Source organism: Xenorhabdus khoisanae (assembly GCF_001037465.1).
Taxonomy (GTDB): domain Bacteria; phylum Pseudomonadota; class Gammaproteobacteria; order Enterobacterales; family Enterobacteriaceae; genus Xenorhabdus; species Xenorhabdus khoisanae.
This window is the reverse complement of the sequence record NZ_LFCV01000106.1, coordinates 1-26,187: the sequence shown is the minus strand read 5'-3', so window position 1 is coordinate 26,187 and position 26,187 is coordinate 1. Positions and strand designations below refer to the sequence as shown.

At 44.3% G+C, this 26,187-nt stretch carries 18 protein-coding genes and 1 riboswitch; of the genes, 5 read left to right on the top strand and 13 right to left on the bottom strand.

Annotated elements, in window-relative coordinates; genetic code table 11:
• Nucleotides 1-208: 208 nt before the first annotated feature.
• A complete protein-coding gene (gene amiC / locus AB204_RS15045) occupies nt 209-1,456 on the bottom strand; it encodes an N-acetylmuramoyl-L-alanine amidase AmiC (RefSeq protein ID WP_047964190.1) in 1,248 nt (415 codons plus the stop codon).
• Between the two features lie 239 nt (nt 1,457-1,695).
• Here amiC and argA point away from each other — a divergent pair, with 239 nt between their 5' ends.
• Complete coding sequence (argA, locus tag AB204_RS15040; RefSeq protein ID WP_047964189.1) at nt 1,696-3,021, top strand: amino-acid N-acetyltransferase; 1,326 nt, start codon at nt 1,696-1,698, stop codon at nt 3,019-3,021.
• 86 nt (nt 3,022-3,107) lie between these two features.
• Here the strand turns inward: argA and recD are convergent, their stop codons facing one another.
• From recD to rppH, 12 genes are all read right to left on the bottom strand, one after another.
• Complete coding sequence (gene recD / locus AB204_RS15035) at nt 3,108-4,997, bottom strand: exodeoxyribonuclease V subunit alpha (RefSeq protein WP_200898251.1); 1,890 nt, start codon at nt 4,995-4,997, stop codon at nt 3,108-3,110.
• A 5-nt stretch (nt 4,998-5,002) separates the two neighbouring features.
• A complete protein-coding gene (recB, locus tag AB204_RS15030; protein WP_047964187.1) occupies nt 5,003-8,734 on the bottom strand; it encodes an exodeoxyribonuclease V subunit beta in 3,732 nt (1,243 codons plus the stop codon).
• Nucleotides 8,731-11,628: a pitrilysin gene (gene ptrA / locus AB204_RS15025; protein ID WP_047964186.1), complete on the bottom strand. Its 2,898-nt coding sequence runs from the start codon at nt 11,626-11,628 to the stop codon at nt 8,731-8,733. The genes recB and ptrA overlap by 4 nt, the downstream gene beginning before the upstream one ends.
• 19 nt (nt 11,629-11,647) lie before the next feature.
• Nucleotides 11,648-15,070, bottom strand: coding sequence for an exodeoxyribonuclease V subunit gamma (gene recC / locus AB204_RS15020; protein ID WP_047964185.1), 3,423 nt, complete (start codon nt 15,068-15,070; stop codon nt 11,648-11,650).
• Nucleotides 15,063-15,446 (bottom strand): prepilin-type N-terminal cleavage/methylation domain-containing protein, encoded by a 384-nt coding sequence (locus tag AB204_RS15015; protein WP_047964184.1) that lies wholly within the window; start codon nt 15,444-15,446, stop codon nt 15,063-15,065. The genes recC and AB204_RS15015 overlap by 8 nt, the downstream gene beginning before the upstream one ends.
• Nucleotides 15,443-15,901: a YgdB family protein gene (locus AB204_RS15010; protein ID WP_235428100.1), complete on the bottom strand. Its 459-nt coding sequence runs from the start codon at nt 15,899-15,901 to the stop codon at nt 15,443-15,445. Before AB204_RS15010 ends, AB204_RS15015 begins: the two co-directional genes overlap by 4 nt.
• A 7-nt stretch (nt 15,902-15,908) precedes the next feature.
• Nucleotides 15,909-16,538: a prepilin peptidase-dependent protein gene (locus tag AB204_RS15005; protein WP_047964182.1), complete on the bottom strand. Its 630-nt coding sequence runs from the start codon at nt 16,536-16,538 to the stop codon at nt 15,909-15,911.
• Nucleotides 16,535-17,116 carry a prepilin peptidase-dependent protein gene (locus AB204_RS15000; RefSeq protein WP_084728588.1) on the bottom strand — a complete coding sequence of 194 codons (582 nt, stop codon included), beginning with the start codon at nt 17,114-17,116 and terminating at the stop codon, nt 16,535-16,537. The genes AB204_RS15005 and AB204_RS15000 overlap by 4 nt, the downstream gene beginning before the upstream one ends.
• A gap of 290 nt (nt 17,117-17,406) precedes the next feature.
• The gene (thyA, locus tag AB204_RS14995; protein ID WP_047964181.1) at nt 17,407-18,201 is read right to left on the bottom strand and encodes a thymidylate synthase; all 795 of its coding nucleotides are present in this window, start codon (nt 18,199-18,201) and stop codon (nt 17,407-17,409) included.
• Nucleotides 18,198-19,118 carry a prolipoprotein diacylglyceryl transferase gene (gene lgt, locus AB204_RS14990; protein ID WP_047964180.1) on the bottom strand — a complete coding sequence of 307 codons (921 nt, stop codon included), beginning with the start codon at nt 19,116-19,118 and terminating at the stop codon, nt 18,198-18,200. Before lgt ends, thyA begins: the two co-directional genes overlap by 4 nt.
• Nucleotides 19,119-19,339: 221 nt before the next feature.
• Nucleotides 19,340-21,586 (bottom strand): phosphoenolpyruvate--protein phosphotransferase, encoded by a 2,247-nt coding sequence (gene ptsP / locus AB204_RS14985; RefSeq protein WP_047964179.1) that lies wholly within the window; start codon nt 21,584-21,586, stop codon nt 19,340-19,342.
• Nucleotides 21,587-21,595: 9 nt separating this feature from the next.
• Entirely contained in the window at nt 21,596-22,126 is a 531-nt protein-coding gene (gene rppH / locus AB204_RS14980; protein ID WP_047964178.1) for an RNA pyrophosphohydrolase, read from the bottom strand.
• A gap of 116 nt (nt 22,127-22,242) precedes the next feature.
• A riboswitch (TPP riboswitch) is annotated at nt 22,243-22,347 on the top strand.
• A 128-nt stretch (nt 22,348-22,475) separates the two neighbouring features.
• Between rppH and thiB the strand changes: the two genes are divergently transcribed.
• From thiB to AB204_RS22835, 4 genes are all read left to right on the top strand, one after another.
• Nucleotides 22,476-23,489, top strand: coding sequence for a thiamine ABC transporter substrate binding subunit (gene thiB, locus AB204_RS14975; protein ID WP_047964177.1), 1,014 nt, complete (start codon nt 22,476-22,478; stop codon nt 23,487-23,489).
• Nucleotides 23,465-25,069 (top strand): thiamine/thiamine pyrophosphate ABC transporter permease ThiP, encoded by a 1,605-nt coding sequence (gene thiP / locus AB204_RS14970; protein ID WP_047964176.1) that lies wholly within the window; start codon nt 23,465-23,467, stop codon nt 25,067-25,069. Before thiB ends, thiP begins: the two co-directional genes overlap by 25 nt.
• Nucleotides 25,062-25,757 (top strand): thiamine ABC transporter ATP-binding protein ThiQ, encoded by a 696-nt coding sequence (gene thiQ / locus AB204_RS14965; protein WP_047964175.1) that lies wholly within the window; start codon nt 25,062-25,064, stop codon nt 25,755-25,757. Before thiP ends, thiQ begins: the two co-directional genes overlap by 8 nt.
• Before the next feature lie 107 nt (nt 25,758-25,864).
• Nucleotides 25,865-26,032 (top strand): hypothetical protein, encoded by a 168-nt coding sequence (locus AB204_RS22835; protein WP_161796575.1) that lies wholly within the window; start codon nt 25,865-25,867, stop codon nt 26,030-26,032.
• The last annotated feature ends 155 nt before the right edge of the window (nt 26,033-26,187 follow it).

The window sequence follows — 26,187 nt, the reverse complement described above, 5'->3', positions numbered from 1 at the left end:
GTAGCTCGTCGGGCTCATAACCCGAAGGTCGTCGGTTCAAATCCGGCCCCCGCAACCAATTTTCCTTTTATCAATACTTCCTTTTATTACTTCCTTAATCTTCATCTCTTATTACTTATCTGGTTTTCACAACTGTTCCCAAATCTTATTTAAAATTTTTTAAGTCTGGCTATTTTAACTCTGACTATAAGTATTTAAGGCGGATATTTCACCGCCGTGCCAATTCTGCGCCACTTTTAAAATAAGCCTTAATGCCAGCAAAAATAGATTCCGCTACTTGTTGCTGAAATTTGGCTGTCTTAAGTTTACGCTCTTCTTCCAAGTTGCTGATAAACGCAGTTTCCACCAAAATGGAGGGAATTTCTGGCGCTTTCAATACCGCAAACCCCGCCTGATCGACACTATTTTTATGCAGTTTATTAATTTTGTTCATTCGCTTGAGCACTTCATCACCAAATTTCAGGCTATCGTTGATAGTCGCGGTCTGAACCAAATCCAGCATAGTATGATCCAAATATCTATCACCGCTTTTACTCACTCCCCCAATCAAGTCAGACTCGTTTTGGGTCTGAGCCAGAAAACGGGCAGTATTACTGGTTGCTCCCTTAGTTGACAATGCAAATACGGATGAACCACGAGCAGAGCGGTTCGTAAAGGCATCCGCATGAATAGAAACAAAGAGATCAGCCTGCATTTTACGCGCTTTCGCCACCCTAACTTTCAACGGAATAAACACATCTTCGTTGCGGGTCATGTAAACTTTCATGCCGGGTTCACGTCTTATGAGCGCCTGTAAACGACGAGCAATTTGTAACACAACATCTTTTTCGCGGGTTTTATATTTTCCAATCGCCCCTGAATCTTCACCACCGTGCCCCGGATCGAGCATAATTACAATTGGCCTGTCTTTCCCGGCCTTACCCGGTTTGCGTGTTTTCGCAGGCAAGTGTTTTTCTAAATCCCCGCTGTTGTACTCTTCAAGCAAAGCCTGTAAAGGATCATCATCCACCGCAGCGGCCTTTTTCGGATAAAGATCTAATACCAAACGGTGCTTAAATTTCGCAATCGGTGGCAATGTAAAAATATGCGGAGAAATTGGCTGTTTAATTTCAAAAACCAAACGCACCGTTTTAGGATTAAATTGTCCGGCTCTCACCAATTTCAGGTAAGGATCGCGTCGCTGAACCTGTGTTCCCATGCTGCTCAAAACGCTATTAAGCTGGACACCCTGTAAATCAATAACAATACGGCTAGGATTTGAGAGAGAAAATTGGCGATACTTGATTGGAATATTAGACTCCAACGTCACTCTGGTATAACTTGATGCAGGCCAAATACGGACAGCAATCACTTTTGAATTTGCTGCCTGGCCTATAGGACTAATACTCAACAGCCATACAGCGGCTGCGCCTTTCAACAGACGACGACGTGAAGAATTATGGTCTGAATGACTCATCGTTTATTCCATTTAAAAACAACCAAACGCAGTAATCTTTACCCAACATAATAGTCAGGCAGGAACTCTAATTAATTAACGAATCGCTGTCATCAAAAAAAGCATTTTTTGCTCTCTCAAGTTATTTATACCAATATAAATAATAACGTTATTTTTATCCATGTTTCCGCTTGCCATTTCTTTTCAAAAAGAATAAAAATACAAAAAATTCGAATAAAAATTCACTCGGGGAGGATTTCATGAGAGAGCGCAGTACCGAATTAGTTGAAATATTCCGGCACTCGGTTCCATATATCAATGCACACCGAGATAAAACCTTTGTCATTATGCTGGGAGGTGAAGCCATCGCCCATGATAATTTTTCCAATATCGTCAACGACATTGGATTACTGCATAATTTGGGCATTCGTTTAATCGTTGTGTATGGTGCTCGCCCACAAATCGAACAAAATATTGCCGAACACAATCACCAACCGTTTTATCACAAACACACCCGGGTAACTGACGCCAAAACGCTGGATTTGGTCAAACAGGCTGCCGGTCTGTTACAACTGGATATTACGGCGCGTCTTTCCATGAGCCTGAGCAACACCCCATCACAAGGCGCACATATTAATGTTGTCAGCGGTAATTTTATTATTGCCCAGCCCTTGGGCGTTGATGATGGGGTCGATTATTGCCACAGTGGCAGAATACGTCGTATTGATGAAGATGCCATCAACCAACAATTGGACAATAACGCGATTGTGTTAATCGGGCCTGTTGCCGTTTCCGTTACGGGAGAAAGTTTCAACCTGACAACTGAAGAGATTGCAACGCAACTGGCGATTAAATTAAGGGCGGAGAAATTGATTGGTTTCTGTTCATCGCAGGGAGTGCTTGATACTGAAGGCAATACATTATCAGAAATGTTCCCCAATGAAGGAGAAAACCGCCTGCATGAACTGGAAAATTCCGATGATCACTATTCAGGAACAGTGCGTTTCTTGAGGGGAGCCATCAAAGCCTGTCGCCGTGGTGTTCGCCGCAGCCATTTGATCAGTTATCAGGAAAATGGCTCGCTGATTCAGGAGTTATTTTCCCGTGGAGGTATCGGTACTCAAATTGTTATGGAGCGTTCCGAACAGATTCGTCGTGCCAATATCAATGATATTGGCGGCATTCTTGAGCTTATTCGCCCATTGGAACAACAAGGCATTTTGGTGCGTCGTTCACGGGAACAATTGGAAATGGAGATTGATAAGTTCATGTTGATAGAACTCGATAACGTCACCATCGCATGTGCGGCCCTGTATTCTTATCCTGATGAAAAAATAGGGGAAATGGCCTGCGTTGCTGTACATCCAGACTATCGGAACTCTTCCCGGGGGGAAATATTGCTAAATTCCATTATCAATCAGGCTAAACAAATAGGGTTAGAAAAAATCTTTGTACTTACAACTCTCAGTATTCACTGGTTTCAAGAGAGAGGGTTTGAACCCGCGGGCATTGAGACATTGCCAGTGGAAAAGCAAGCCCTGTATAACTACCAGCGCCGTTCCAAAATTTTGATGCTGAATTTGTAGTCACACTGGCCTTGCCAGAGGTTTTAGTTGCATTGACTCTATTTACTTTGGCCTTGGTTATAACAACCTTGGCCAAATAAACGGTTTCACGGCTGATTTAGCCATTCTGCCAACCCACTCCGGCGCTGTGTTGCCGTAGCCACAGCCTTGTCCAACACGGGCTTATGGGCATAAAGGGTTAATTTCTCCCGCGCTCGGGTCAGTGCGGTATACACCAATTCCCGGCTGACTATCGGTGAATATTGAGTCGGTAATACCAATGCCGTATGTTCAAATTCTGAACCCTGAGATTTGTGCACCGTCATCACATAAGCCGTTTCATGTTGTGGCAATCGACTCGGCTGGAACCCTTTGATCTGCCCATCCGATAACTGAAAATAAGCTTTCAGTTCATTATTCTGATTCCTGAGCATAATCCCGATATCGCCGTTAAACAGTCCGAGGGTACTGTCATTACGTAGTATCATGATCGGACGCCCGGAATAGCCCCGATTCTCGATAGTTCTGGGTAGCGTTATAATTCCTTTTCTGTGCAGCAGTTGCTCCACTCGCTGATTTAACCCCATAACCCCGAACGGCCCTTCCCTTAATGCACACAATAACCGAAAACGGTTAAACTCCGCCAAAATGGCTTTTTCTGAAGCCCGTTGATTCACCATCGCCAAATATGGGGAGTAACCCGCAGCAGTTTCAGTCAATAAACGCTGATAATCTTCATCCCCTGAAAGAGGGTTAAAGGAAACATCGGGAAAAGGGTGCTTCAATACTGCAGATACTCCGGCACGATTTCCCTGATTAACTGCCGATGCCAGCCTTCCAATGCCAGAAGCCGCATTGAAACGATAACTTTTACGTAACAGGCATAGACAATCCTGCACGGCGAAAAGTTTATCATCAGAATGTGATATAGAATGCGACATAGAATAAGGCATTAACTGGCACCCGGTTAATCGCCCTAATTGTTCTGTACGTTTAGCGCTATATCCCTGTTCAGCAAAGCGGCAAATGTCCCCCAATACCGCGCCGGCTTCGACCGATGCCAACTGATCTTTATCCCCCAGAAAAATCACTTTTGTCCGCGACGGTAAAGCATCAATCAAATGTGCCATCATCGGTAAATCCACCATAGAGGCTTCATCAATGATCAAAATATCAAGGGCAAGAGGGTTACTGCGATTATAGCGGAGCTTCTGGCTATCAGGTTGCGCACCCAGTAAACGATGGATGGTTTGCGCCTGTTCTGGAATGTTACGCCATTGTTCCGGGGTTAAAGCCAATTTATTTACTGCTTCCCTGAGAGACTCAGTTAACCTCGCCGCTGCCTTACCCGTTGGCGCTGCCAATTGAATGCTCAATGGCTGCCCTTCATGCAGTTTTATCAGGGCAACCAGCAACTTAGCCACGGTCGTTGTTTTTCCTGTTCCCGGCCCGCCAGAAATAACCGAAATACGGCTTGTTACCGCAACGGCTGCCGCAACTTTCTGCCAATCAATCTCCCCTTCAACAGTGACACCAAAAAGCTCATCCAAAATGCGGCGTAACTGCATTTCATCAGGAACATCAGTCAATTCAACAGTGGAAAAGAAATCTGCCACACGCCGCTCACTTTGCCACATACGTTGCAAATATAAACGGTAATCAGAAACATTCTGTAGCGAAAGGATTATCGGCGCAGGAAACGCCCCCGTACTCACTGCCGGACATGCCTGCAAAGCTGCAATAATCTGCTGTTGATCAGGCTCTCCCGTTAAAGACCAAAGCGAAGCGGCTAATTCTGGCTGCCTGCCTTCAAATAAATATTTTGGTGAAATCCGTTCGAGGGGTAAACAAACATGTCCCGCGCCTGATTCAGCACTTAACAAGGCCATAATCAGCAATAAAAGAGGATTTTCATCTTCAATCATCGCATAAGCAAACTGCACATCCAGCGGTCGCAACAACTTCTGGCTCACGGCATGTTGCAATAATGACATCATGGAATTCATACGCTTTGTTCCTTACCCACAGCGCTGAAAAGCGTATCCAGTTCATCAATAAATTCAAAGGGCGGTAAATAGTGATAAATACCATGTCCGGGGTTATTCTTATCAATACCGCGTAAAAATAGGTATATTACCCCGCCGAAATGCTGACGATAATCATAGTGAGCTAATCGATGACGCAAATAACGATGCAGAGCCAACGTATAGAGCTGATACTGTAAATCGTAACGATGTTCTATCATAGACTTAGCCATCGCTTCCTGCGTATAGGACTGGCTACTTTCTCCCAGCCAGTTTGATTTATAATCCACGACGTAAAACTTATCCTGCCAGCAAAAAACCAAATCAATAAATCCTTTTAACATCCCCTTGACCTGATAAAAGGCCAACGGTGCACATTGTGCTGACAACGGATCATAACGACGAGTCAGGGCATCCATCTCTTTTGAATGCAGTAACTTATCCACTGGTAAATAAAACTGCATTTCACTTTGCTGAAGATGGCGAGGTACACTGGCAAGCTGCATTCCTTGCCCATTCAATTCTGCGCTCAGAATATCTTTCACCCACTGTTCCAACACGGGTGCCCAACTTTCATCAAACCCTGATGCTGCCAGCTTTTCTGTCAGGCACGTTTGATCAGGGGGATTAGCGAAATCCAAATCCTCCAAAATACTGTGCAGAAAAGTTCCCGCAGATGCTCCACGTGGAAAAGTATGCGGGGTCATCTGCAACGATTGTTCCTCATGTTTTTCACCTCGGGCGTCAATATCCAGCTTCGGAGCGATGGATTGCACGATCACATCAACTGACTCCACAAATGCGCTGGTGCGTTCATGGGAAACAGCATTTGAAATAGCGTGGGAAGCTGAATGTTGTAAACCTGAATAGCTTGTCACTCGCCAATCATCCCGAATGGAGCGCTGAAATCTTCGGGCTTCCAGCGAAAAAGGAATTTCACTTTGTGAGCACCATGGCTCATCAGCAGATTCTCCCACCAGCTCAACTTCTATGCTGTCATCACAAAGTTCATTTAAGCTATCCACCAGCAATTCCGCATCGCCTTTCTGACCTTTCTGCAATAGATATCCCAAGGCAGACAAATGTAAATCGGTCTCCCCCGTTTTTCCTCTATTTCCCTTGATAAGCGGAGCCACACCAATGCTACAGTGATAAACTGAACGGGTTAATGCAACGTAGAGTAAGCGTAAATCCTCTGCCAGACGCTCTTCATCAGCCAGTTCCAACGCTTCTTTCAGTTTTTCATCATCATGTGAAATGCTGAGATGAGTCTCAAAATTACGGCGATCATGGTAAACCGCCTGTTTCTGCTTCCTATAACTGCAAATAAAAGGCAAGCAAACCAATGGATATTCCAGCCCCTTTGATTTATGGATAGTACAGATTTTCACCAAATTCCGATCACTCTCCAGCCTCATTTGTTGGGCTTCTGATTGTGGATTAGGGCGGGAAATCTGCTGCGCCAGCCAACGGGCAACAGCGTGTTCGCTATCCAGTTGCTGGGATTCCTCCTGCAATAACTCCCCAATGTGCATCACATCAGTAAGCCGACGTTCACCGTCATCGCCGGCCAGCAAATTTTCCGCTATCTGATATTTCACCATCACCGCCCGCAACATCGGCAATACACCACGTGTGCGCCATAAACGGGCATAGCCATCGAATTCATCAACCAGACGATCCCACGCAGCTTCGTCGTGATTCAGTTGATCAATTTGCTGTGCACTCATACCAAATAAGCTACTGGCTAATGCGCTTCTCAGTTCTCGGGCCTTTTCCGGCGATAAAACCGCCTGTAACAACCAAAGTAGATCTTTAGCTTCCGGTGTATCAAACACACTTTCCCGATTGGAAAGAAATACCGATGGTATCTTTAATGCGTTTAATTCCTTACGGATTAATGAGGCTTCCCGTCGATCACGCACCAATACCGTAATATCTGCCGCTATAACGGGACGGCTTTTTTCTGCCTGACACATTTCTGTCTGACACATTTCTTTCTTACACAACAGTGCCTTGCCTTCTTGCCCTGCCTGTAACCAATCCCGAATTCGGGCAGCGCACAACCGCGCCATGCTCTGTTCATATTCCCCTTTGGAAACCCCCTCACCGGGTTGTAACCAAAATCGCAGCGCAGCCTGCTCCTCATTATGTAAAGAGAATTTCAGCCCATGATTTTTTTCTGCTGCATTGGCATTAATGAATGGGATCTGTTCAAACCAAAATGGGCGTTCTGTTCGGGAAAACAGTTTATTGACGGCTTGCACCATTGGCGCGGAAGAACGCCAGTTAGTCTCTAACGTGTAATGGGCTTTAACACTGGAACGTGCCCGAATATAGGTAAAGATATCCGCACCACGGAACGCATAAATCGCTTGCTTAGGATCTCCGATGAACAGTAAGCCATTTTCTGATGATGGGGACTCTGCTGACTTGTCTTCTGATTGAGCGCGATATATAGCCTGAAAAATGCGATATTGCTGGGGATCAGTATCCTGAAACTCATCAATCATCGCGACGGGATAACGTTGGCGGATAGTCGCTGCCAGATGTTCCCCACCAGCACGCCTCAAGGCACTATCCAAACGGGTCAGCAAGTCATCAAACCCCATGTAGCCACGCATCAGCTTCTCTTGATTGACAGATTGGCGAACTTCAACAATCGCCTTAGCGATAATGATATCTTTCAGAGTCAGTGGATGCTGGTATAACGCATCAATAGCCTCAAACAGAGGATGCCGTGGAGCTTCACCTTTTTTAGTCTTTTCCAACAACCGTGATTGGCAAAATTTGTCCAAGTCCTTGGCAAGCTGATAATCTTTGGTCGGTGATTTAGCCCATTCAGAGACATTACTTAACCAATTAGGTAAGAACCGACTGCTATAGCTTCGCTTATCAACACCGGAACTGGCGATAAGGCCGGGTAAATCAGCGGCTGCATCATTCCACTGACGTTTTATCAGATCAATTTGCTCAATAATTTTCTGGTGACGGCTAAACAGTGTTTCATCACCATCAGGCGCATTGACGATATACGGCATATCCCCATGCAAATAATCAGAGATATCTTTCAGCAATGCTTCCGGCCCACTCCATATTCGGCTTATTTCTGAGGCGATCGGCAATGGAAGAGGATAACAGTGACGCCGCCAGAAATCGGCGCAGCCTTGTTTACGCAGTTGGCTCTCATCCTGAATTAACGTTTGATCAAACAACACACCGGATTCAAACGCATTGTGAACCAACATTCGCTGACAGAAACCATGGATGGTATAAACCGCCGCTTCGTCCATTTGGCGTTCAGCGGCTAATAACCAACTAGCGGCGTTTTTTTTATCAGAAATCTCATCCAACAATTGCTGATAAACCGGATCGCTGACAGTTGTTCCTTCCTGAATAGCTTCTTCCTGAATAGTTTCTTCCCGTATGCACGCCAAGCGAAGCTGATGGATATTTTCGCGAATGCGCCCGCGCAATTCACCCGTTGCCGCTTCAGTAAAAGTAACAACCAGAATCTCCTCAACATTCAGCGGTCGGGAAAAGGCGGCAGAGCCGCCCAGTCCCAGTAACAGACGAAGATAAAGCAAACCTATTGTGTAGGTCTTTCCTGTGCCTGCTGAAGCCTCGATCAGCCGCTGACCATACAGCGGCAATGTTAATGGGTTAAGTTTATGAGATTGTATCTGGTGATCGGGTATTTCTTTGCTCACTGAGCATTCACCTTAACCGGTAATTGTTTCTGGAAATCTGACACATAATTGTAAGTTTTCCATCCTTTCAGTTCAGCATATTGATCAGCATATTGATGAGCCGTGCCTTTTTTCCCGGTAATTTGGGAAGTCAATGCCAGTCCCTGACGCTTGATAACCGCTTTTTCATAGAACTCAATCAGTTGTGCTTTCGTGACTTTTTCCATGACCGCAATGTTTTTCTCTCTCGTATCAAATTTGAAGTTATTGCGCCCAAAATCCCAATTATAACGTGCGGCTTCTGAATAGAACGTCTCTGGCGGCTGACGCATTTCTGTCAGACGTGCTTTTTTATACTGCTCAAACTCAGCATCAGACATCGCTTTCAATTTTTTATCTGCCTGCTGATAGAAGCTTTGGTAGCGCTGGTGCAAGTAATCGGGTTGTTTACTGTTACTCTGCAACAGAAAACCTAACCCCCCCTGTTCTCCTATCTGCTGATTGAAAGCAAAGACCGCATAGCCAAGTTGTTCTGTCGTCCTTAATTGATCATAGAACCACGGTGACAAAATGCTACTCAGCAAACTGGAGTAAATTTTACTATGGATACGGTCATACCCTGTCGGGATATAAATTTCAGCCAAAGCATTATCTGTACTGTTCGCAGTTCCTTTGAAATCAACAGCATAATTGCGATCAATCACAATGTGATCGCCCGTCCACCATACCGTACCCTGATTAGCGAGCTGCTTCTGCGCTGATTGAACGATATTAATGCTCTCCTGCTCCGTAAAGTTACCGAAGATAAGCGCTTGTAAAGCAGCATGTTGAATCATCATCTGGCGATATTTCACAATATCGTCAATGGTGATGGTATCCAGTACCTTCAATTTTTCGGCCTGTTCAAAGTAAGGTACGCTAGAAAGGCGAGAAATTGGCTGCATAGCCATTTGGAAGGCTTTGCCATTATTGGAGACTTCAAGTTTCTCCCGATACCATGATTTCGCTTGTGCCAATTCTTCCTGAGTCGGCGTAAACGAAATATATTGATTAATTGCTGAAGTTAACAACTCCGGTAAATGTTGCGTATAACCACTGACACCGATCCCCAAACCATCGACATATTCCGTATAAACGCCCATTCCTCCGACTGATGCCTGATAACCCAGTTGGTCAAGCGCAAGCCCGGACAAATAGCTCAATAATGTATCTGAAAGCTGATCCTTAATATTCTTCAATCCATTAGGATTACGCATTTCCAGAGCAATACTGCCTTTAGGTTCATCCGCAAAATATTGGCTCGGCATATACAGCAAGCGAACATTTGGCTTTTCCAAAATCATTTTAGGGTGTTTTTGGTGACCCGATGTTTTAATCAGGGATAAATTATCAGGAATATAAGGGTTCAATTTAGGTAAAGAGAACGAAACGCCTTGCTCGAGCTGTTTCCAGTCCGCCAACTGTTTCGGGGTAATTTTATTGACCTGATACGGAGCCTGCACAAAGTAAGCTTCTTTGTTATATGGCTCTGTTGGGCTGATAAACCAGATACGCGCATTTTCAGGCGTTAATTCATCCAAACGGCTGGCTATCGCTTCTGGCTTGAAGGTATCCGCCACATAACCCGCATCCAGCACATGGGAAATTGGCAATACTTGTATGGCATTGGACAACCCTTCAATGTAGTTCATATCCCGCACAATTGACGCATATTGAAATGCCAAATTAAGAACCTTTGTCATTTCATCGAAATAGCTCTTATTGATACCCTGTTGTTTCAGCAGGTTAATATAAGAAAAAATAGCGGCTATAACTTGATCACGATGTTCAAGCCCTTTATCCGTCAGCGAAACATAAATCACAAACGTCCCGGAATTACCATCAGTTTTGGGGCTTGCTCCAGCGTCAATACTTTCGATGAGTCCCTCCTTCTGCAACCAATCAGACAAGGTATTCTGGCTTCGGTTACCAATCAAATACCCAACATATCCATCTGTTTTACTGCGAAAATCTGCACTGTTGTCAGCGATACTAAATTCCAGTCTCAACGCTTTATGGGGTTGTGCAGGCACATAATGGATGATGATACCTTTTTCTTTATCGGTAATTGCCGGCACTGTAATAGCAGGTACTGAAGCATGTCGGTTCGGAATGCGGCCAAAGGTTTCCGTCGCCATCTGAGCCAACTTATCGATTGATTGGTTGCCATACACAACTCCTTTCATCAAATTGGCGGAGTAATAGCGTTGGTAAAAATCAATCAGTGCGGTCTGTAATTTGCTGTCTGGTTTATCTTTAAGCGTTTCTAAATTTCCACCAGCAAAGCGGGCATTAGGGTGAGCGGGATTGATGGTTTCAGCACGGATTTGCCATATACGATGCGCTTCACCTGCTCGAGCGAGGGTCATTTCATTATCAACAGCATTGCGTTCACGATCAGCATTGACTGGGTTCAACAAAGGTTCTGCCAGCGCATCTGCAAGACGATCAACCGCTTCAGTTAAGGAACCATTCTCAACTTCCAAATAGAATGAGGTGCTGTTGGCAGTTGTACTGGCGTTACGGCTTCCCCCATGTTTTTGCAGAAATTCAGCAAAATTACCTGGTTGTGGGTAGCGTTTGGAACCCATTAATACCATGTGTTCCAAATAATGGGCCAAACCAAGCTGATTGTCCGGATTTTCCATATGACCGACCGGAATCGAAACGGCAGCCAATGATTTAATCGCTTTTGCATCGGAAACCAGCAGGACTGTCATGCCATTTTGCAATTGAATGGCTTCATATTGGCGAGGATCGCGATTGCTCTTGTGAATTGTATCCGGCAACGGTTGCCACAGCGGTTGAGCATATGCCGTTACTCCACAAAGCAGCAGAAAGAGCATCATCATGATGCGAACGATATACTTAGGCATAACCTAATATTCTCCCTATTTATTTGAACAACGAGCCATTTGAATAACGAGCCATAGGCAACAAATAGCTCTGAATTTCGCGCTTCATACGCTCTAAAAGTGATTGATCAACTTGCCGGAAAGCCCGCTGTATATAGTGATCGTAACTTTCACCTTTTCTGTCATGTGTCCCCAACCATTGCTCCATCAATTTACTTTCAGCACTTTGTTGAGTTTCCTCACTAAAGTTAATTTCCTGATTTTCCCTGTCAAAACAATCAGCCAGCCATGCCCAACCACTTCGGCAAAATAGCGGAAGAGGCTCAGACATGCCTTGAAAATACCCTTCTACCATCTGATTCAGGTATTTTCTCGCCTCATCTCGCCCTAGCGGTAAGAATCGGCAATCCGGCACCTTTTTACTTTCTTTCTCCCTTTTATCCTTTTTCCCTGTTCCATACATGCGACTTTCGCTGGCTCCACCTGAAAGACAATAGGCAAGGTGCTCAATCCATAATTGGATACTATCATTGGCCGTTAAGTTCGCCGGACGCCAACGTAAAATTCCATCGGGCTGTACCTGATTGATTTTTCCGGCCAATATCACGCTGTCTAATTCTTCATATAAGTCGATAGAAAAAGACTCGGTTCTCTCTTCACGTACCTTATCCGCCAATGGCCGCATGGATTCCAACTGTTCTTCCCAATAGACTTCGCCAAAAGAGCCGTATGGCAATCCCCCCGATGCCCGGAGATGATGGAACAAAGATTCCGGATCGCCCTGCTCTATCAAGATACTGAGCAACAGTTGGTTAAATTGATAACGTTGCAGATTATCCAGTACAAAAGGTTCCTCTTCAGGTAACTCCATTTCTTCAATAACAAAGTGTACTTTTAGCCGCTGCTGAAAAAAGGCCCTGACAGGGTGGCGATAAAAACGGATCAGTTCATCTAATGCAATTTCTTTTACTTCACCGCGATCAAATGCAATCGGTTGGCAAAAATCAATCCCTGAGACTCCCTGCTGTGCTGCCGCAGGCAGCCATTCGGCGGCATAACTTTGTGAGTAATGGTCGGGCAGGAAATTCTCTGTCGCAAAAGGAACACGAGTATGCTGTGAAAGTAAATGATTTCTGACATTTCTCGCACTGTCATCAACATTCAGCATTTCATCACCCGAGTGGCAAAAGCTCTGGCAAACATAATCCAGTAACTCATTGACCAGAACAGATGGGTTACACTCGGTATCATCCCGAATCGATTTGCCGATATAGCTGATATAAATAAATTGCTCAGCCGAAATTAATGCTTCCAAAAAGAGATAACGGTCATCATCGCGCCGTTTTCTATCCCCCCGCTGTGTTTTTTCCACCATCAGATCGAACCCAAGTGGAGGGATTGTGCGCGGATAAACGCCGTCATTCATTCCCAGCAGGCAAACAACCTTAAAAGGAATAGAACGCATAGGCATCAGGGTACAGAAATTAAGCGATCCTGCTAAGAAACGCTGGCTGATCTTCTCATCATCAAAACGAAGCGCCAATTCATCCCGCAATAGCACCAAAGGAATTTTTTCGCTGTAATGTGCATTAAGGCCATTATCAATCACTTTTTGCCATTGCTGCGTGATAAGCGCCAATACCAGTTCAATTTCATCATCGGCTTCAAAAAAAGTCTCCAACAATTGTGGACAGACTGCCAGCCAATCCACCAATCGCTGCTCTTCACCCAAAATTTTCCGCCAGCGATTCAATTCCATTAAAAACTCAGCCAGTTGCCCGGCTAATTCAGCAGCAAGACCACTGGATTCATCATAAGGCAAAACATCATTCCACGGCCCTGCGTGGCTATCCATCGCATAACCCAGTAGCATTCGTGTCAGGCCAAAACGCCAGGTATTCTGCCCCGTGGCAGGCAAAGACAATGCTTCAATATTGTCATCATCCAGTCCCCAACAGATCCCCGATTCTTTCACCCAACGCCGCAATAAACGCAATCCTTCTTCCTGAATGGCAAATTTACTGGCTAAAGCCGGCACTTCCAATAATGCCAATACCTGTTCAGCCGTAAATCGGCTCTGCGGCAAATCCAACAAAGTAATAAATGCCTGTAAAACAGGATGAGCCTGACGCGCCTTACGGTCTGAAATGGCAAAAGGAATATAGCGATCATCCGGCGCATTACCGAAAACTGCCTGAATATAGGGGGCATAGCTGTCAATATCAGCCATCATCACAATAATGTCCCTCGGTGTCAGCGAGGGATCGTCATCCAACAAATGCAGGAGCTGATCCTGCAACACTTCAATTTCCCTCTGTGGGCTATGGCACGAGTGAAAAGTCAGAGAGCGATCAGTATTATCGAACGGGCGTTTTTTTAAACTGTTTCTGAAAGTACTATCCGTAGATCCAATCTGAGCATGATCTTCAAGATTAAAAATATCTCGTTGGATTTGGTGCAAGATACAGTCAGTTTCCAATTCAACAAAAGCATGAACATCGGAATCTGGTTCTAATTGTGACAGCAGGTAGAGATTATCCCGCCCCAATTTTCCCCAGGATGCCAATAGTGGGTTATTCAGATTTTGCTCCCCTTCTTCATTGAAGAGTGACGGGGCATTATCTGGATCTTTGAATCTCTCCAGTAATTGGCTGTTTTTATAATGTTTGGGTTTACGGCTAGTTAGCCTGGCAAGAAACGCATAACTCTGAATATCTCCCCAATAATATTGGCACGGATTGGTAAACATAAGATGAATATCAATATGTTGCCCTAATGCCTTAAATACTTGCAGGTAAGCAGGGGGAAGCGTGGAGATCCCACAAATGAAAATACGCGGAGGCAAATTCCCCAACGGAAAATTTCCACTTTCCAGCGTCGTGATAAACCGCTGATATAAATTGGCGCGATGCCACAGCGGTTGTTGTAGCTGACGAGTATACTCTGTCAGTTCAGACCAGAGTCTTTGTTGCCACAATTGATTGCTGCTCAAGCCATCAATTAATTGACCATTTTCCCAATTTTCTAACCATTGCGGACGATAAACCAGATATTGGTCAAATAGATCCGCAACCCGACCCGCTAACTGGTGAATTTTGCGTTTATCGATATCCTGATCAAGATAGTGCCTGAGGGCCGAAAATTCGGGTTCTGTTAACAATTCAGGCAACAACATCATTAACTTCCATTTCATGGCATCCTTACTAAAGGCACCATCTTTAGGAATATCAGGTAATACCAGAGTGAACATCTGCCAGATAAAAGTCGCGGGAAGTGGAAATTCCATGTTCGCGGCAATGCCCAGTTTCTCTGCCAATTGAATCTGCAACCACTGTGACATCCCCGGGCTTTGAACCAGAATCACTTCTTTGCCAAATGGGTCAGAAAGGGGGTTTTCCCCGATCAATATCGCCATCAACTCTTTGAGAAGATCGAGTTGATTTGAATGATAAACTCTAAACATCAATGCTCCCACTTGCACAAAACCAGCGTTCTAATTTATTTGGTTTATTGTAATATACTGTCAATTTAACCGTTACCTGAAAGCATACCAAAGAGTGAAACTCGCGTTGAAACTCCATTTTCCATTTCTGACTTGACGCCGTTTCTCCCTCTGATTTACCCGAGCCTATTTGCCCTTCCAAACGTTCATACTGTTCCAACTGATCATGAGCATAACGGATTGCCTTAAGTTGCCCCCAATATTGCTGGAAATTTGCCGACAATGCCTGATGGTAGCGCATTAACCCTAATAACGAGATCGCAAATACAACAGATGCCACCAGAACTTCTGGCAGACTCATGCCTTCTTGTCGCCCGAGGTGAAGGTTCCTTTTCATAAACAAAACTCAACCTGAGAAACAGGGCAAAAATCCAACCAACCACTTTCAACAGGAATCAGTCCAACAGAAATAAGTGTATCCTGATTTAATTGCTTCATCTGTTTCATCCATTGATAAAGTTCAATATTTTCCCCTGAGGTGAATGACGCAATTCCTTTTAATAAAAAAAACTCATCTGAATAACGTTTTAAACAGCTTTTCAAATTAAACTCTGTCTGTTGCAAACAAAACCAATCGTCTATTTCTTGCTGATTGATTTGCCATGGCTGTACCTTTCCCCATGCCAGTGAGGATTCAGCCCGCAGAAAAGCATTCAGATAATGTTGTTCATCCAACATCATAAGCATCGCGTTTTCTTGTTGATAGTGGAGCGATTTCAACATCATTAAGCTCAGTGCCAATAACATTATTATCGATACCAGCAAAATATTTCCCTGCTGCTTGTTTGCCATATCCTCTTTATTCCCTGACATTACGTAGCCGGATTGTCGTTTGATGATGATAGACAATAGATGAAGATTTCAGCCAATGAGCTTTAATGGACAGAGTGACAAAAATCAGTCCTTTTTTTGCCTGTAATTTTTCAAGGTGAAAAACATCAATCACAATCTCTTTAGGATCAAATAACCTTTCCCAACCGTTTTCCTGACAATCACCCGCCCCTCTTTTCCATTCAAGCGCCCGGTTATTCAGACGATAGCCAAAAAACTCGGACTCAACATGATCAGGTTTTTCCCATCGATTATTTAAATTGAGATCAAAAGCGACAATAAAACAGGAACTGGCAGGTTCTGTATTCTTATTTTTAATCATCAATGGCTCACCTTCACACTGTTTTTTATCCTGACAATAACCTGCCCGCCGGATATCTTTTTCCATCAAATAAACGGTTCTATTCACCAAATAATGCAGCCGATATTTACGATAGAGATCGAAAACCTGACCAGATAAAACCGGATAAGTTTTAGTCATGGCAATAAAAATAACACTACTAATCAACATGGCTACCATTATCTCCAACAAGGAAAAGCCTGCCTGTTTTTGTTTAAACCAGAACGCAGTTTTAAAGCGAAAAGTAGCCAGCATCATGGATTTTTTATTCCCTCACAATCAGGAAGTTGGCTAATTGTATTACTGCACGTTCTAATCCGACCGCGTCCCGAAATCACAATACTAATTTCACCCGCAGAATTTGCCAGTATGAAACTGGCCGGCATTGCCGTGTTCCTAATGCCATAAAAATCAATGCGCTCAGTCGTAGATGACGTCAAAAACACATCACCATGAGGAGCATTAACCCGTTCTCCATATTCTGCACCACAATCAGATACCTTGGTCACAGAAGATATCAGACACCAAGAATGCCCCATGACTAACCATAGTGTACGATCCTGGTTCAGATAATTTGCCAAAGCCTGTTGCCTTTCCATAAAGGACAAAACATTGTGCACTGCTGATTGCAAACGCAGCCGGTTTTGATATTGCCCCCAATAATACAGCCCATAAGATAAACTAATGGAGATAATGAGCATCGCTATCAATAACTCCAATAATGTAAATCCTGATTGTTCAGGGCTGTTTAATCGCCTGTTTACTTTGCAATTTAATAAACTATTTTCGGGACAATTTTCTTTCTTAGTATTTATCGTCTTAATAATTATTCCCATATCAATCTCTTATACACCTATCCCTTCTATAATTAAGGAGTGGTTATTTCGGCGCAAATATCTTTGATTCATAGAAAAATAGAAAGACGATTTATTGCATTATGCGAAGAGCTTTCAGGGAAAAATAACGACAAAATAATTTCTTTCATTTTATTTGGGAAGCAACACGCAAAACTGACAGGCAACTAGTTTTTCATATTGAGAATCACCGACGATAAATGTAAAAAGAGCAGGCAAAACCCGCTCTTTAATAATTTGGTATTATGTTAAGAAACTATTGGTATCGTTTCTTAAATCGCGACTGGGGCTTTAATGCCCGGATGTGGATCATAACCCACAATTTCAAAGTCTTCGAATCGATAATCAAACAATGAATCAGGCTTGCGCTTAATAACCAATTTAGGTAATGCGCGTGGCTCACGGCTTAACTGAAGTTTAGTTTGTTCCATATGATTGCTGTAAAGATGGGTATCGCCACCTGTCCAAACAAAATCACCCACTTCAAGATCACACTGTTGAGCCATCATATGCACTAACAAAGCATAGCTGGCAATGTTGAATGGCAATCCTAAAAACACATCACAGGAACGCTGGTAAAGCTGGCAGGACAGTTTGCCATCGGCCACATAGAATTGGAAAAAAGCATGGCATGGCGCCAATGCCATTTTATCCAACTCGCCAACATTCCATGCGGAAACAATAATCCGGCGTGAATCAGGATCACTTTTCAATTGTTCAATAACTTGGGTTAATTGATCGATTTGACGACCATCCGCCGAGCCCCAGGCGCGCCATTGTTTACCGTAAACAGGCCCCAAATCGCCATTTTCGTCAGCCCATTCATCCCAGATGGTCACGCCATTATCATGCAGATATTGGGTATTGGTATCACCATTTAAGAACCAAAGCAGTTCATGGATGATGGAACGAAGATGACAACGCTTGGTTGTTACCAGCGGGAAACCTTCTTGCAAATTGAAACGCATCTGATGACCAAAGATAGAGAGTGTTCCCGTACCGGTACGATCATCTTTTGCCGTGCCTTCTTCCAGCACTTTTTTCATTAAATCCAGATACTGTTTCATTTTGCCTCTTGTACCTTGTTGTTTCGGGAATCGTTGTTTCGGGAATCGTTGTTTCGAGATTTGTTGCCAGGGCTTTTATACGCCCATACCATCATTAAAATTCCGACCAGAATCATTGGAACAGAAAGGATTTGCCCCATACTAATCCCTTCAAACAACCCGAGCTGCGCATCGGGCTGGCGGAAAAATTCGACTATTATACGGAATGCGCCGTAACCAATCAGGAACAGACCTGAAACGCTTCCCATCGGGCGTGGTTTACGGATAAATAAATTGAGGATGATAAACAGCACAATACCTTCAAGCACCATCTCGTATAACTGTGACGGATGGCGAGGCAGGACACCATATTTTTCCAAAATCGGCCATAAAGAAGGATCAGTTGTCGCCAATGCGATATCTTCGCTGCGGGAACTCGGGAACAACATCGCCCATGGCGTATCAAGCGTGACACGCCCCCACAGTTCGCCATTGATAAAGTTACCGATACGCCCCATGCCCAAACCGAAAGGAACCAATGGAGCAATGAAATCAGAGACCTGTAAGAAATGACGTTTAGTCCGGCGGGAAAACCACCACATAGCGCAGATAACCCCTACCAGCCCACCGTGGAAGGACATGCCGCCATCCCAAACCTTAAACAGATAAAGAGGGTTATCAAGAAACATTGGCAGGTTATAAAACAGAACGTAACCGAGGCGTCCACCGACGAAAACCCCGACAAAACCTGCATACAGCAAATTTTCAACTTCAGTTTTGTTCCAGCCACTGTTTGGTTTTGCTGCACGGCGATTTGCCAACCACATAGCAAAAACAAAGCCAACCAGATACATAAAACCGTACCAGTGGAGGGATACGGGCCCGATTGAAAATATGACAGGGTCAATTTTAGGAAATTCCAGATAGCTAGTGCTCATCGTTCCCCGCTAAAAGTAATGTTGTGTGAATGAATGATGTGGCAGATAAATTATCTTATGCGAATAAATTATTTTGCTTGAATAACTCGAGACAAATAATAGCATAGCCAAGTGACTGTTCTCCGCCCTTATCGTCAGACATAGAATTTCAGACATAAAATTTACGGTGTTTTTGAATTAACTCCAGTGCCTATTCCAAGAGGTTTTGAGCTGGTTTAATGCTAAATACCGCCTCGGATTAATCCTCCCAGCCCATGCGATTCCATAAACTCGGCTGACAAAGTTTTTACCTGCTGGCTGGTTTCGGCTTTCAGTACCACATCTATAAGACTTTCGAGTTTGTTAACATCCAATTGGCGCAACAAATATTTGGTGCGTGGAACACTTCGGCCGCTCATGCTCAGGCTACGATAACCTAAACTAAGTAATATTAATGCCCCCATCGGTAAACCCGCCATTTCACCACATATGCTGATAGGAAGATCAAGGCGTTGGCATTCATCAAAGGCCAGTTTTAGCGCCCTAATCACCGCAGGGTGTAAATTATCATATAGTGAGGCGACATGGGTATTGTTGCGATCCACTGCGAGTAAATACTGGGTTAAGTCATTCGTGCCAATAGAGACAAAATCAACCCGCTTCTTTAACTGCGGCAACAGAAAAATCGTAGATGGCACTTCAATCATGATACCAATCTGGGGCATGGGGATTATGTCAGAGATGGTTTGCTCAACCTCAACTTTCGCTCTTTCAATCAGTTTTCGGGCTTCATCAATTTCTTCAATACTTGTCACCATTGGCAAAAGTATTTTTAGATTGCCGGTGTGTATATTGGCTTTCAGCATCGCCCTAAGCTGAATAAGAAAAATCTCAGGTTGATCCAGAGTGATACGAATTCCTCTCCAGCCGAGACAGGGATTATCTTCACTAATGGGCATATAAGGAAGTTGTTTGTCAGCACCAATATCCAGTGTTCTCAACACAACAGGCTTATCAGGAAAAAGCGCCAGCATCTCCTGATAACGATTTTTTTGCTCATCTTCTGATGGAAAACCGCTATGCAGCATAAAGGGGATTTCTGTGCGGTATAGCCCGACGCCATCAATACTATCCGCTATTTGCTGCTCATGTTTTAAACTCAGGCCGGCATTAAGTTGTACTAAAACGCGTTCACCACTCTTGAGCTGTGCTTGCTGCTGCTGTTCACCTTCGGCCAGCTTGCTGAGGACTTGTTCTTCTTCAATGATCTGTCGATATTCCTGGGCGATAAGCGGCTCTGGCTCAACGAAAATTTCTCCGCGATAGCCATCAAGAATAAGCGTCCGGTTATGCAGTAGTTCAGGTTGGATATCCGCTCCCATAATAGCCGGGATCCCCATTGCACGAACCAGTATCGCAGAGTGGGAATGAGTCGCACCGTCACGCACAATCACGCCAACTAGCTGTTCTTGCGGCATTTCAGCCAACAAATTGGCACTAAGTTCATCGGCAACCAGAATAAAGCGTTCCGGCCACTGACCAGCGCCAGCGAAAGAATCATCCAGATGAAACAATACCCGCTGCCCAAGCGCCCGCAGATCAGACGCTCTTTCTCGCATATAGGGGTCTTGCAAACTAGCAAACTGTTCAGCGTATTTTTCAATCACGACTTTGATCGCCCATTCCGCCATAAAACCATTATCGACGGAATAAAACAGATCTTGCTTGAGTTGGGGATCATTTAATAAATGAGAATAGAGATCAAAAATGGCAGCACTTTCTTTCTGTGAACTCACAGTGAAACGCTTACTAATCCGGCGACACTCCGCTGTAGTTTGTTCCAAGGCCCGAGTCAGTCTTGACCGTTCAGCCTGATAATCCAGCGTTAATGCCTCAGATACCTGATCCAGCAAAGGTTGTGAGCGATCTTGCCATCCCTGAGCCATAGCTATGCCATTAGAAATAGCGAGAGCCTTAATACGGGTTTGACGATACCGACCAAATAGTCCTTTTGTCTGCGCCTGAGCAAGAATAACACCAAGCTGCGTCGCCAGTGTCACCATGAAAGATTCTTCACTTTCATCAAACAACCGCCGTTCAAGTTGCTGAACAACTAATATTCCCTGCAACTGACGGCGATAAATAATAGGCACACCTAAAAAAGCCCGCAGGCTTTCTTCCTTGACTTGGGGGATATATTTGAAACTAGGATGTTCTCGAACATCTGCGAGGTTGATTAATTCAGACAAATGTCCGACTTCGCCCACGACGCCTTCATCAAAGGCCAGACTGATCGCTTGACCCCGGGGTTTTTTCAACCCTTTGGTTGCCATTAGGTAATAACAATGTCGCTGATGATCTGCCAGATAAATAGAACAGACATCCGTGTTCATTGCCTGACAAGTTTCATCGACCAACAGCTCAAGCGCTTCAGATAAATTAGCTGTCATAGCCACTTTTTCGACAATTTCCCGTAAGCGCGTGAGCATAACAATTACCTAACTTCTTCTGCGACGATGTAAATAAGGTGAATGTATCTGTGAAGCAGATTCCTGCACTGGCATTACAATGGAAGAAAATTCTTTCATCACGCGGCGGTATACATCCCGTTTAAAAGAAACTACTTGCCGGACAGGATACCAATAACTAACCCAACGCCAGCCATCAAATTCCGGCGTTTTACTGAGCTGCACATTAATATCTGCTTCATTACACAGCAACTGCAATAAAAACCAGCGTTGCTTTTGCCCAATACAAACAGGCTTTGTATCCCAACGCACCAAACGCTTGGGTAATTTGTAACGCAACCAACTACGGGTCGAGGCGAGAACCCGTACATCTTTGCGACTTAAACCAACTTCTTCGAACAACTCGCGATACATCGCTTGCTCTGGTGATTCCCCCGGATTGATACCCCCCTGAGGAAACTGCCAGGAATGCTGCCCATAACGACGGGCCCATAGAACCTGGCCTTGGCGATTACAAATTACAATTCCTACATTCGGGCGGTAGCCATCATCATCGATCACCAGACTACCTCTCGATAAAATACATTTGAAAAGATGGCTAATTGTTTCACACTCATCTCAAGCGGTAAACCTCTATGATTGGACTTTGCAGACGTAGCCTAAGTCTCTACAATACTGCCATCTCAACGGGGTGCGGCTGTAATGAAACAGTTTTGCTGAGAACAAACCCGTCGAACCTGAACCGGTTAGTACCGGCGTAGGGATTTGAGACGCTAATCGTTGATATAAAATAAGTAATTTTCATTTAGCACCTTCTCAGATCCTTTGCCAATCGGCTAATAACGAACGTTAATGGCTAATATCCACAACTGTTGTTCATAACTAATGTTCACAACTACAGGAGAGCAAAGTGTTTAAGAAATTATTTTTCAGTTTTATCGCCATCAGTACGCTATCGCTTTCTGCCTGTGTCTTTGCCCAAGCATCTCAATCGAAACCAACATTGACAGTTTACACTTATGATTCATTTGCCTCTGAATGGGGGGCTGGCCCAGCCATTAAAAAAGCCTTTGAAGCAGAGTGTGGTTGTGAACTGAAACTTGTTGCTCTGGAAGATGGTGTATCCCTACTGAACCGTTTGAGAATGGAAGGCAAAAAAACATCAGCAGATATCGTGCTGGGATTGGATAACAACTTGATCCAAGCCGCCCAACAAACAGGATTGTTCGCGCCAAGCCATGTTGATGTATCAAAACTGAAATTACCCATCTCATGGAACAATACAACATTTATTCCTTACGATTACGGTTATTTTGCCTTCATTTACAACAAAAACACCTTACCTCATCCACCAAAAAGTATGGATGAATTAATCAATAGTCACCAGAACTGGAAGATTATTTATCAAGATCCGCGCACCAGCACTCCGGGCTTGGGCTTCCTGCTCTGGATGCAGGATCTCTATGGAGATAACACCGCGCAGGAGTGGCAGAAAGTAGCCAAAAAAACGCTTACTGTCACGAAAGGGTGGAGTGAAGCCTATGGCCTGTTCCTGAAAGGTGAAGGTGATATGGTGCTGAGCTATACCACTTCACCGGGTTATCACATCATGTCAGAGAAAAAAGGCAACTATGCGGCGGCGATATTTGAGGAAGGGCATTATTTGCAGATTGAAGTCGCAGCTCAATTAGCCTCAAGCAAACAGCCTGAACTGGCCCAAAAGTTCATGAATTTCATGGTATCGCCGGCATTCCAGCAAGCTCTCCCGACGACCCAATGGATGTACCCCGTGATTGATATTCCTTTGCCTGAGGTTTTCAAGCAACTCACAGTTCCTGAAAAATCCCTGTTATTTAATGCAGATGATGTGGCAAAACACCGTACCAAATGGATCCGTATATGGCAAAGCGCTGTCAGCCGTTAATTGCGGGTTGGATATTGCCGGGGGTTATTGCCTCCGGCCTGTTAATTATTGTTGCCCTGTCAGCATTTGGGACGCTGTGGTTCAATGCGCCTGAAAGCGACTGGCAGACATTCTTGCATGACAGTTATCTCTGGCATGTCATTCAGTTCACCTTCTGGCAAGCATTCTTATCTGCCGTATTATCGGTAATACCCGCCATTTTCCTGGCAAGGGCGCTTTATCGCCGCCATTTTCCGGGCAAAATGCTGTTTCTGCGCTTATGCGCGATGACATTAATCCTTCCTGTTTTGGTCGCTCTGTTTGGTATTCTCACTGTTTATGGTCAAACCGGCTGGCTGGCAAATATTTCCCAATGGATAGGGGTTGAATACCGTTTTACACCTTATGGGTTGCAAGGAATTCTACTGGCGCATATTTTCTTTAATATGCCGATGGCAACACGCTTGTTGCTGCAATCTCTGGAAAATATTGCCATTGAACAGAGGCAACTTGCTGCCCAGCTTGGTATGAGTGAATGGCAACATTTTCGTTTTGTGGAGTGGCCTTATCTGCGCCGCCAAATTTTACCGACAGCCGCACTGATTTTCATGCTGTGCTTTGCCAGTTTCGCCACAGTACTCGCATTAGGTGGCGGCCCTGCGGCTACCACTATCGAGCTGGCTATTTATCAGGCAATCAGTTATGACTACGATCTCTCTCAAGCAGCCCTGCTCGCCCTGATACAACTTTTTTGCTGCCTCAGTTTGGTATTACTTAGCCAAAAACTCAAAGGCACCTTTTCTGTCGGTTACAGCCATCAACAAAAATGGCGTAATCCACAGGATTCATGGCTGAGAAAACTCACTGATGGTTTACTCATTTGCATGGCATTACTGCTTCTGCTGCCTCCTTTGCTAGCCGTCATTGTCGATGGACTGAACCTGAGTATTTTCACTGTCTTGAGCCAGCCCGCTTTATGGCAGGCTCTTATCACTTCCATCGTTATTGCACTGGGTGCCGGATTACTCTGTGTCGTGCTGACCATGATGCTGCTATGGAGCAGCCGCGAATTACGTTTACGTCATTTATCTCGCTGGGGCCAAGCGATGGAAACCAGCGGTTTGCTGATTCTTGCCATGCCGGGCATTGTTCTTGCTACCGGCTTTTTCCTTCTATTGAACACAACCATTGGCATTCCCCAATCACCTTACGGATTGGTTATCTTGACCAACGCACTGATGGCGATCCCTTATGCTCTAAAAGTATTAGAAAATCCAATGCGCGATCTGGCTGAACGCTACAACCCCCTGTGCTTTTCCCTCAATATTCAGGGGATTCATCGGCTGCGTCTCATTGAACTTAAAGCACTGAAAATCCCATTGGCACAAGCACTGGCTTTCGCTTGTGTACTGTCAATTGGTGATTTTGGTGTTGTTGCACTATTTGGCAACGAAGGTTTCCGTACTCTGCCCTTCTATCTTTATCAACAAATTGGGGCATATCGCAGCCAGGATGGTGCAGTCACCGCTTTCTTACTGCTTCTTCTCTGCTTTATTTTATTCACTGTTATTGAACGTCTACCGAGCCGACGCCATGATTAAACTCGATAATGTCACTTATACTTACGAACATCTTGCCATGCAGTTTGACGTGAACGTTAAAGCCGGGGAACGCATTGCGATCCTTGGCCCAAGCGGAGCAGGCAAAAGCACCTTATTAAGTTTAATGGCAGGCTTCCAATTTCCTGAGCATGGCAAAATCTGGCTGAATAATGAAGATCACACGAATACTCCTCCTTCCAAACGGCCCGTTTCTATGTTGTTTCAGGAAAACAATCTGTTTTCCCATTTAACCATTGCGCAAAATATCGGTTTAGGTTTACACCCCGGATTACGATTAAATACTGAACAAAAGCAAACACTCCAGCAGATCGCTACTCAGGTATCGCTGGAGGAATGCCTCTCTCGCTTACCCGCTCAACTTTCTGGCGGTCAACGACAACGCGCAGCATTAGCGCGTTGCTTGGTTCGCCATCAGCCTATTTTATTGCTGGATGAACCCTTTTCAGCGCTTGATCCTGCTTTACGTAATGAAATGCTGGAGTTGCTGGATAAAATCTGTCGTGATCGCCAAATCACTCTATTGATGGTGTCTCATAATCTCGATGACGCAGCAAAAATCGCTCCGCGTTCTTTACTGATTGTGGATGGGAAAATTCATTATGATGGTGCAACAGAGAAATTGATGAGTGGAGAAGCGGCTGAAGCGGCGATTTTGGGGATAGGTTGAAAGAATTATCTTCCAAGCAGAATTATATTTATAATGGATATATAGATAATTTAAACAAAATAACATACTAACTTGATTATAAAAATAATCAGATGAAATTAATGATCATGAAAAAATCAATTAAAAATGCAAAGAAATATGGTGAGTTTTCCCAAAAACCTATTGAATTAGAGAAATGTCTGAGCTTCATTACCCAAGAAGGATATCAAGTATTTCCCATTTATTTAAAATTTTTGGCTCAATGTGGTGGTGTAAAAGGTTTTCATGCAAACTGATTCCTTTTGGTGAATGCAGTAATGGATATGTCACTTTGATGCTTGGAGATAATGGTATCATCTATGGTGCATTTGATGGTGAGCTATTCCAACTTAGATTCGCATGATAAGTGCAATTTCTGAAAAAGGCGGTCAGTTGCTATAGTAGGCATCTT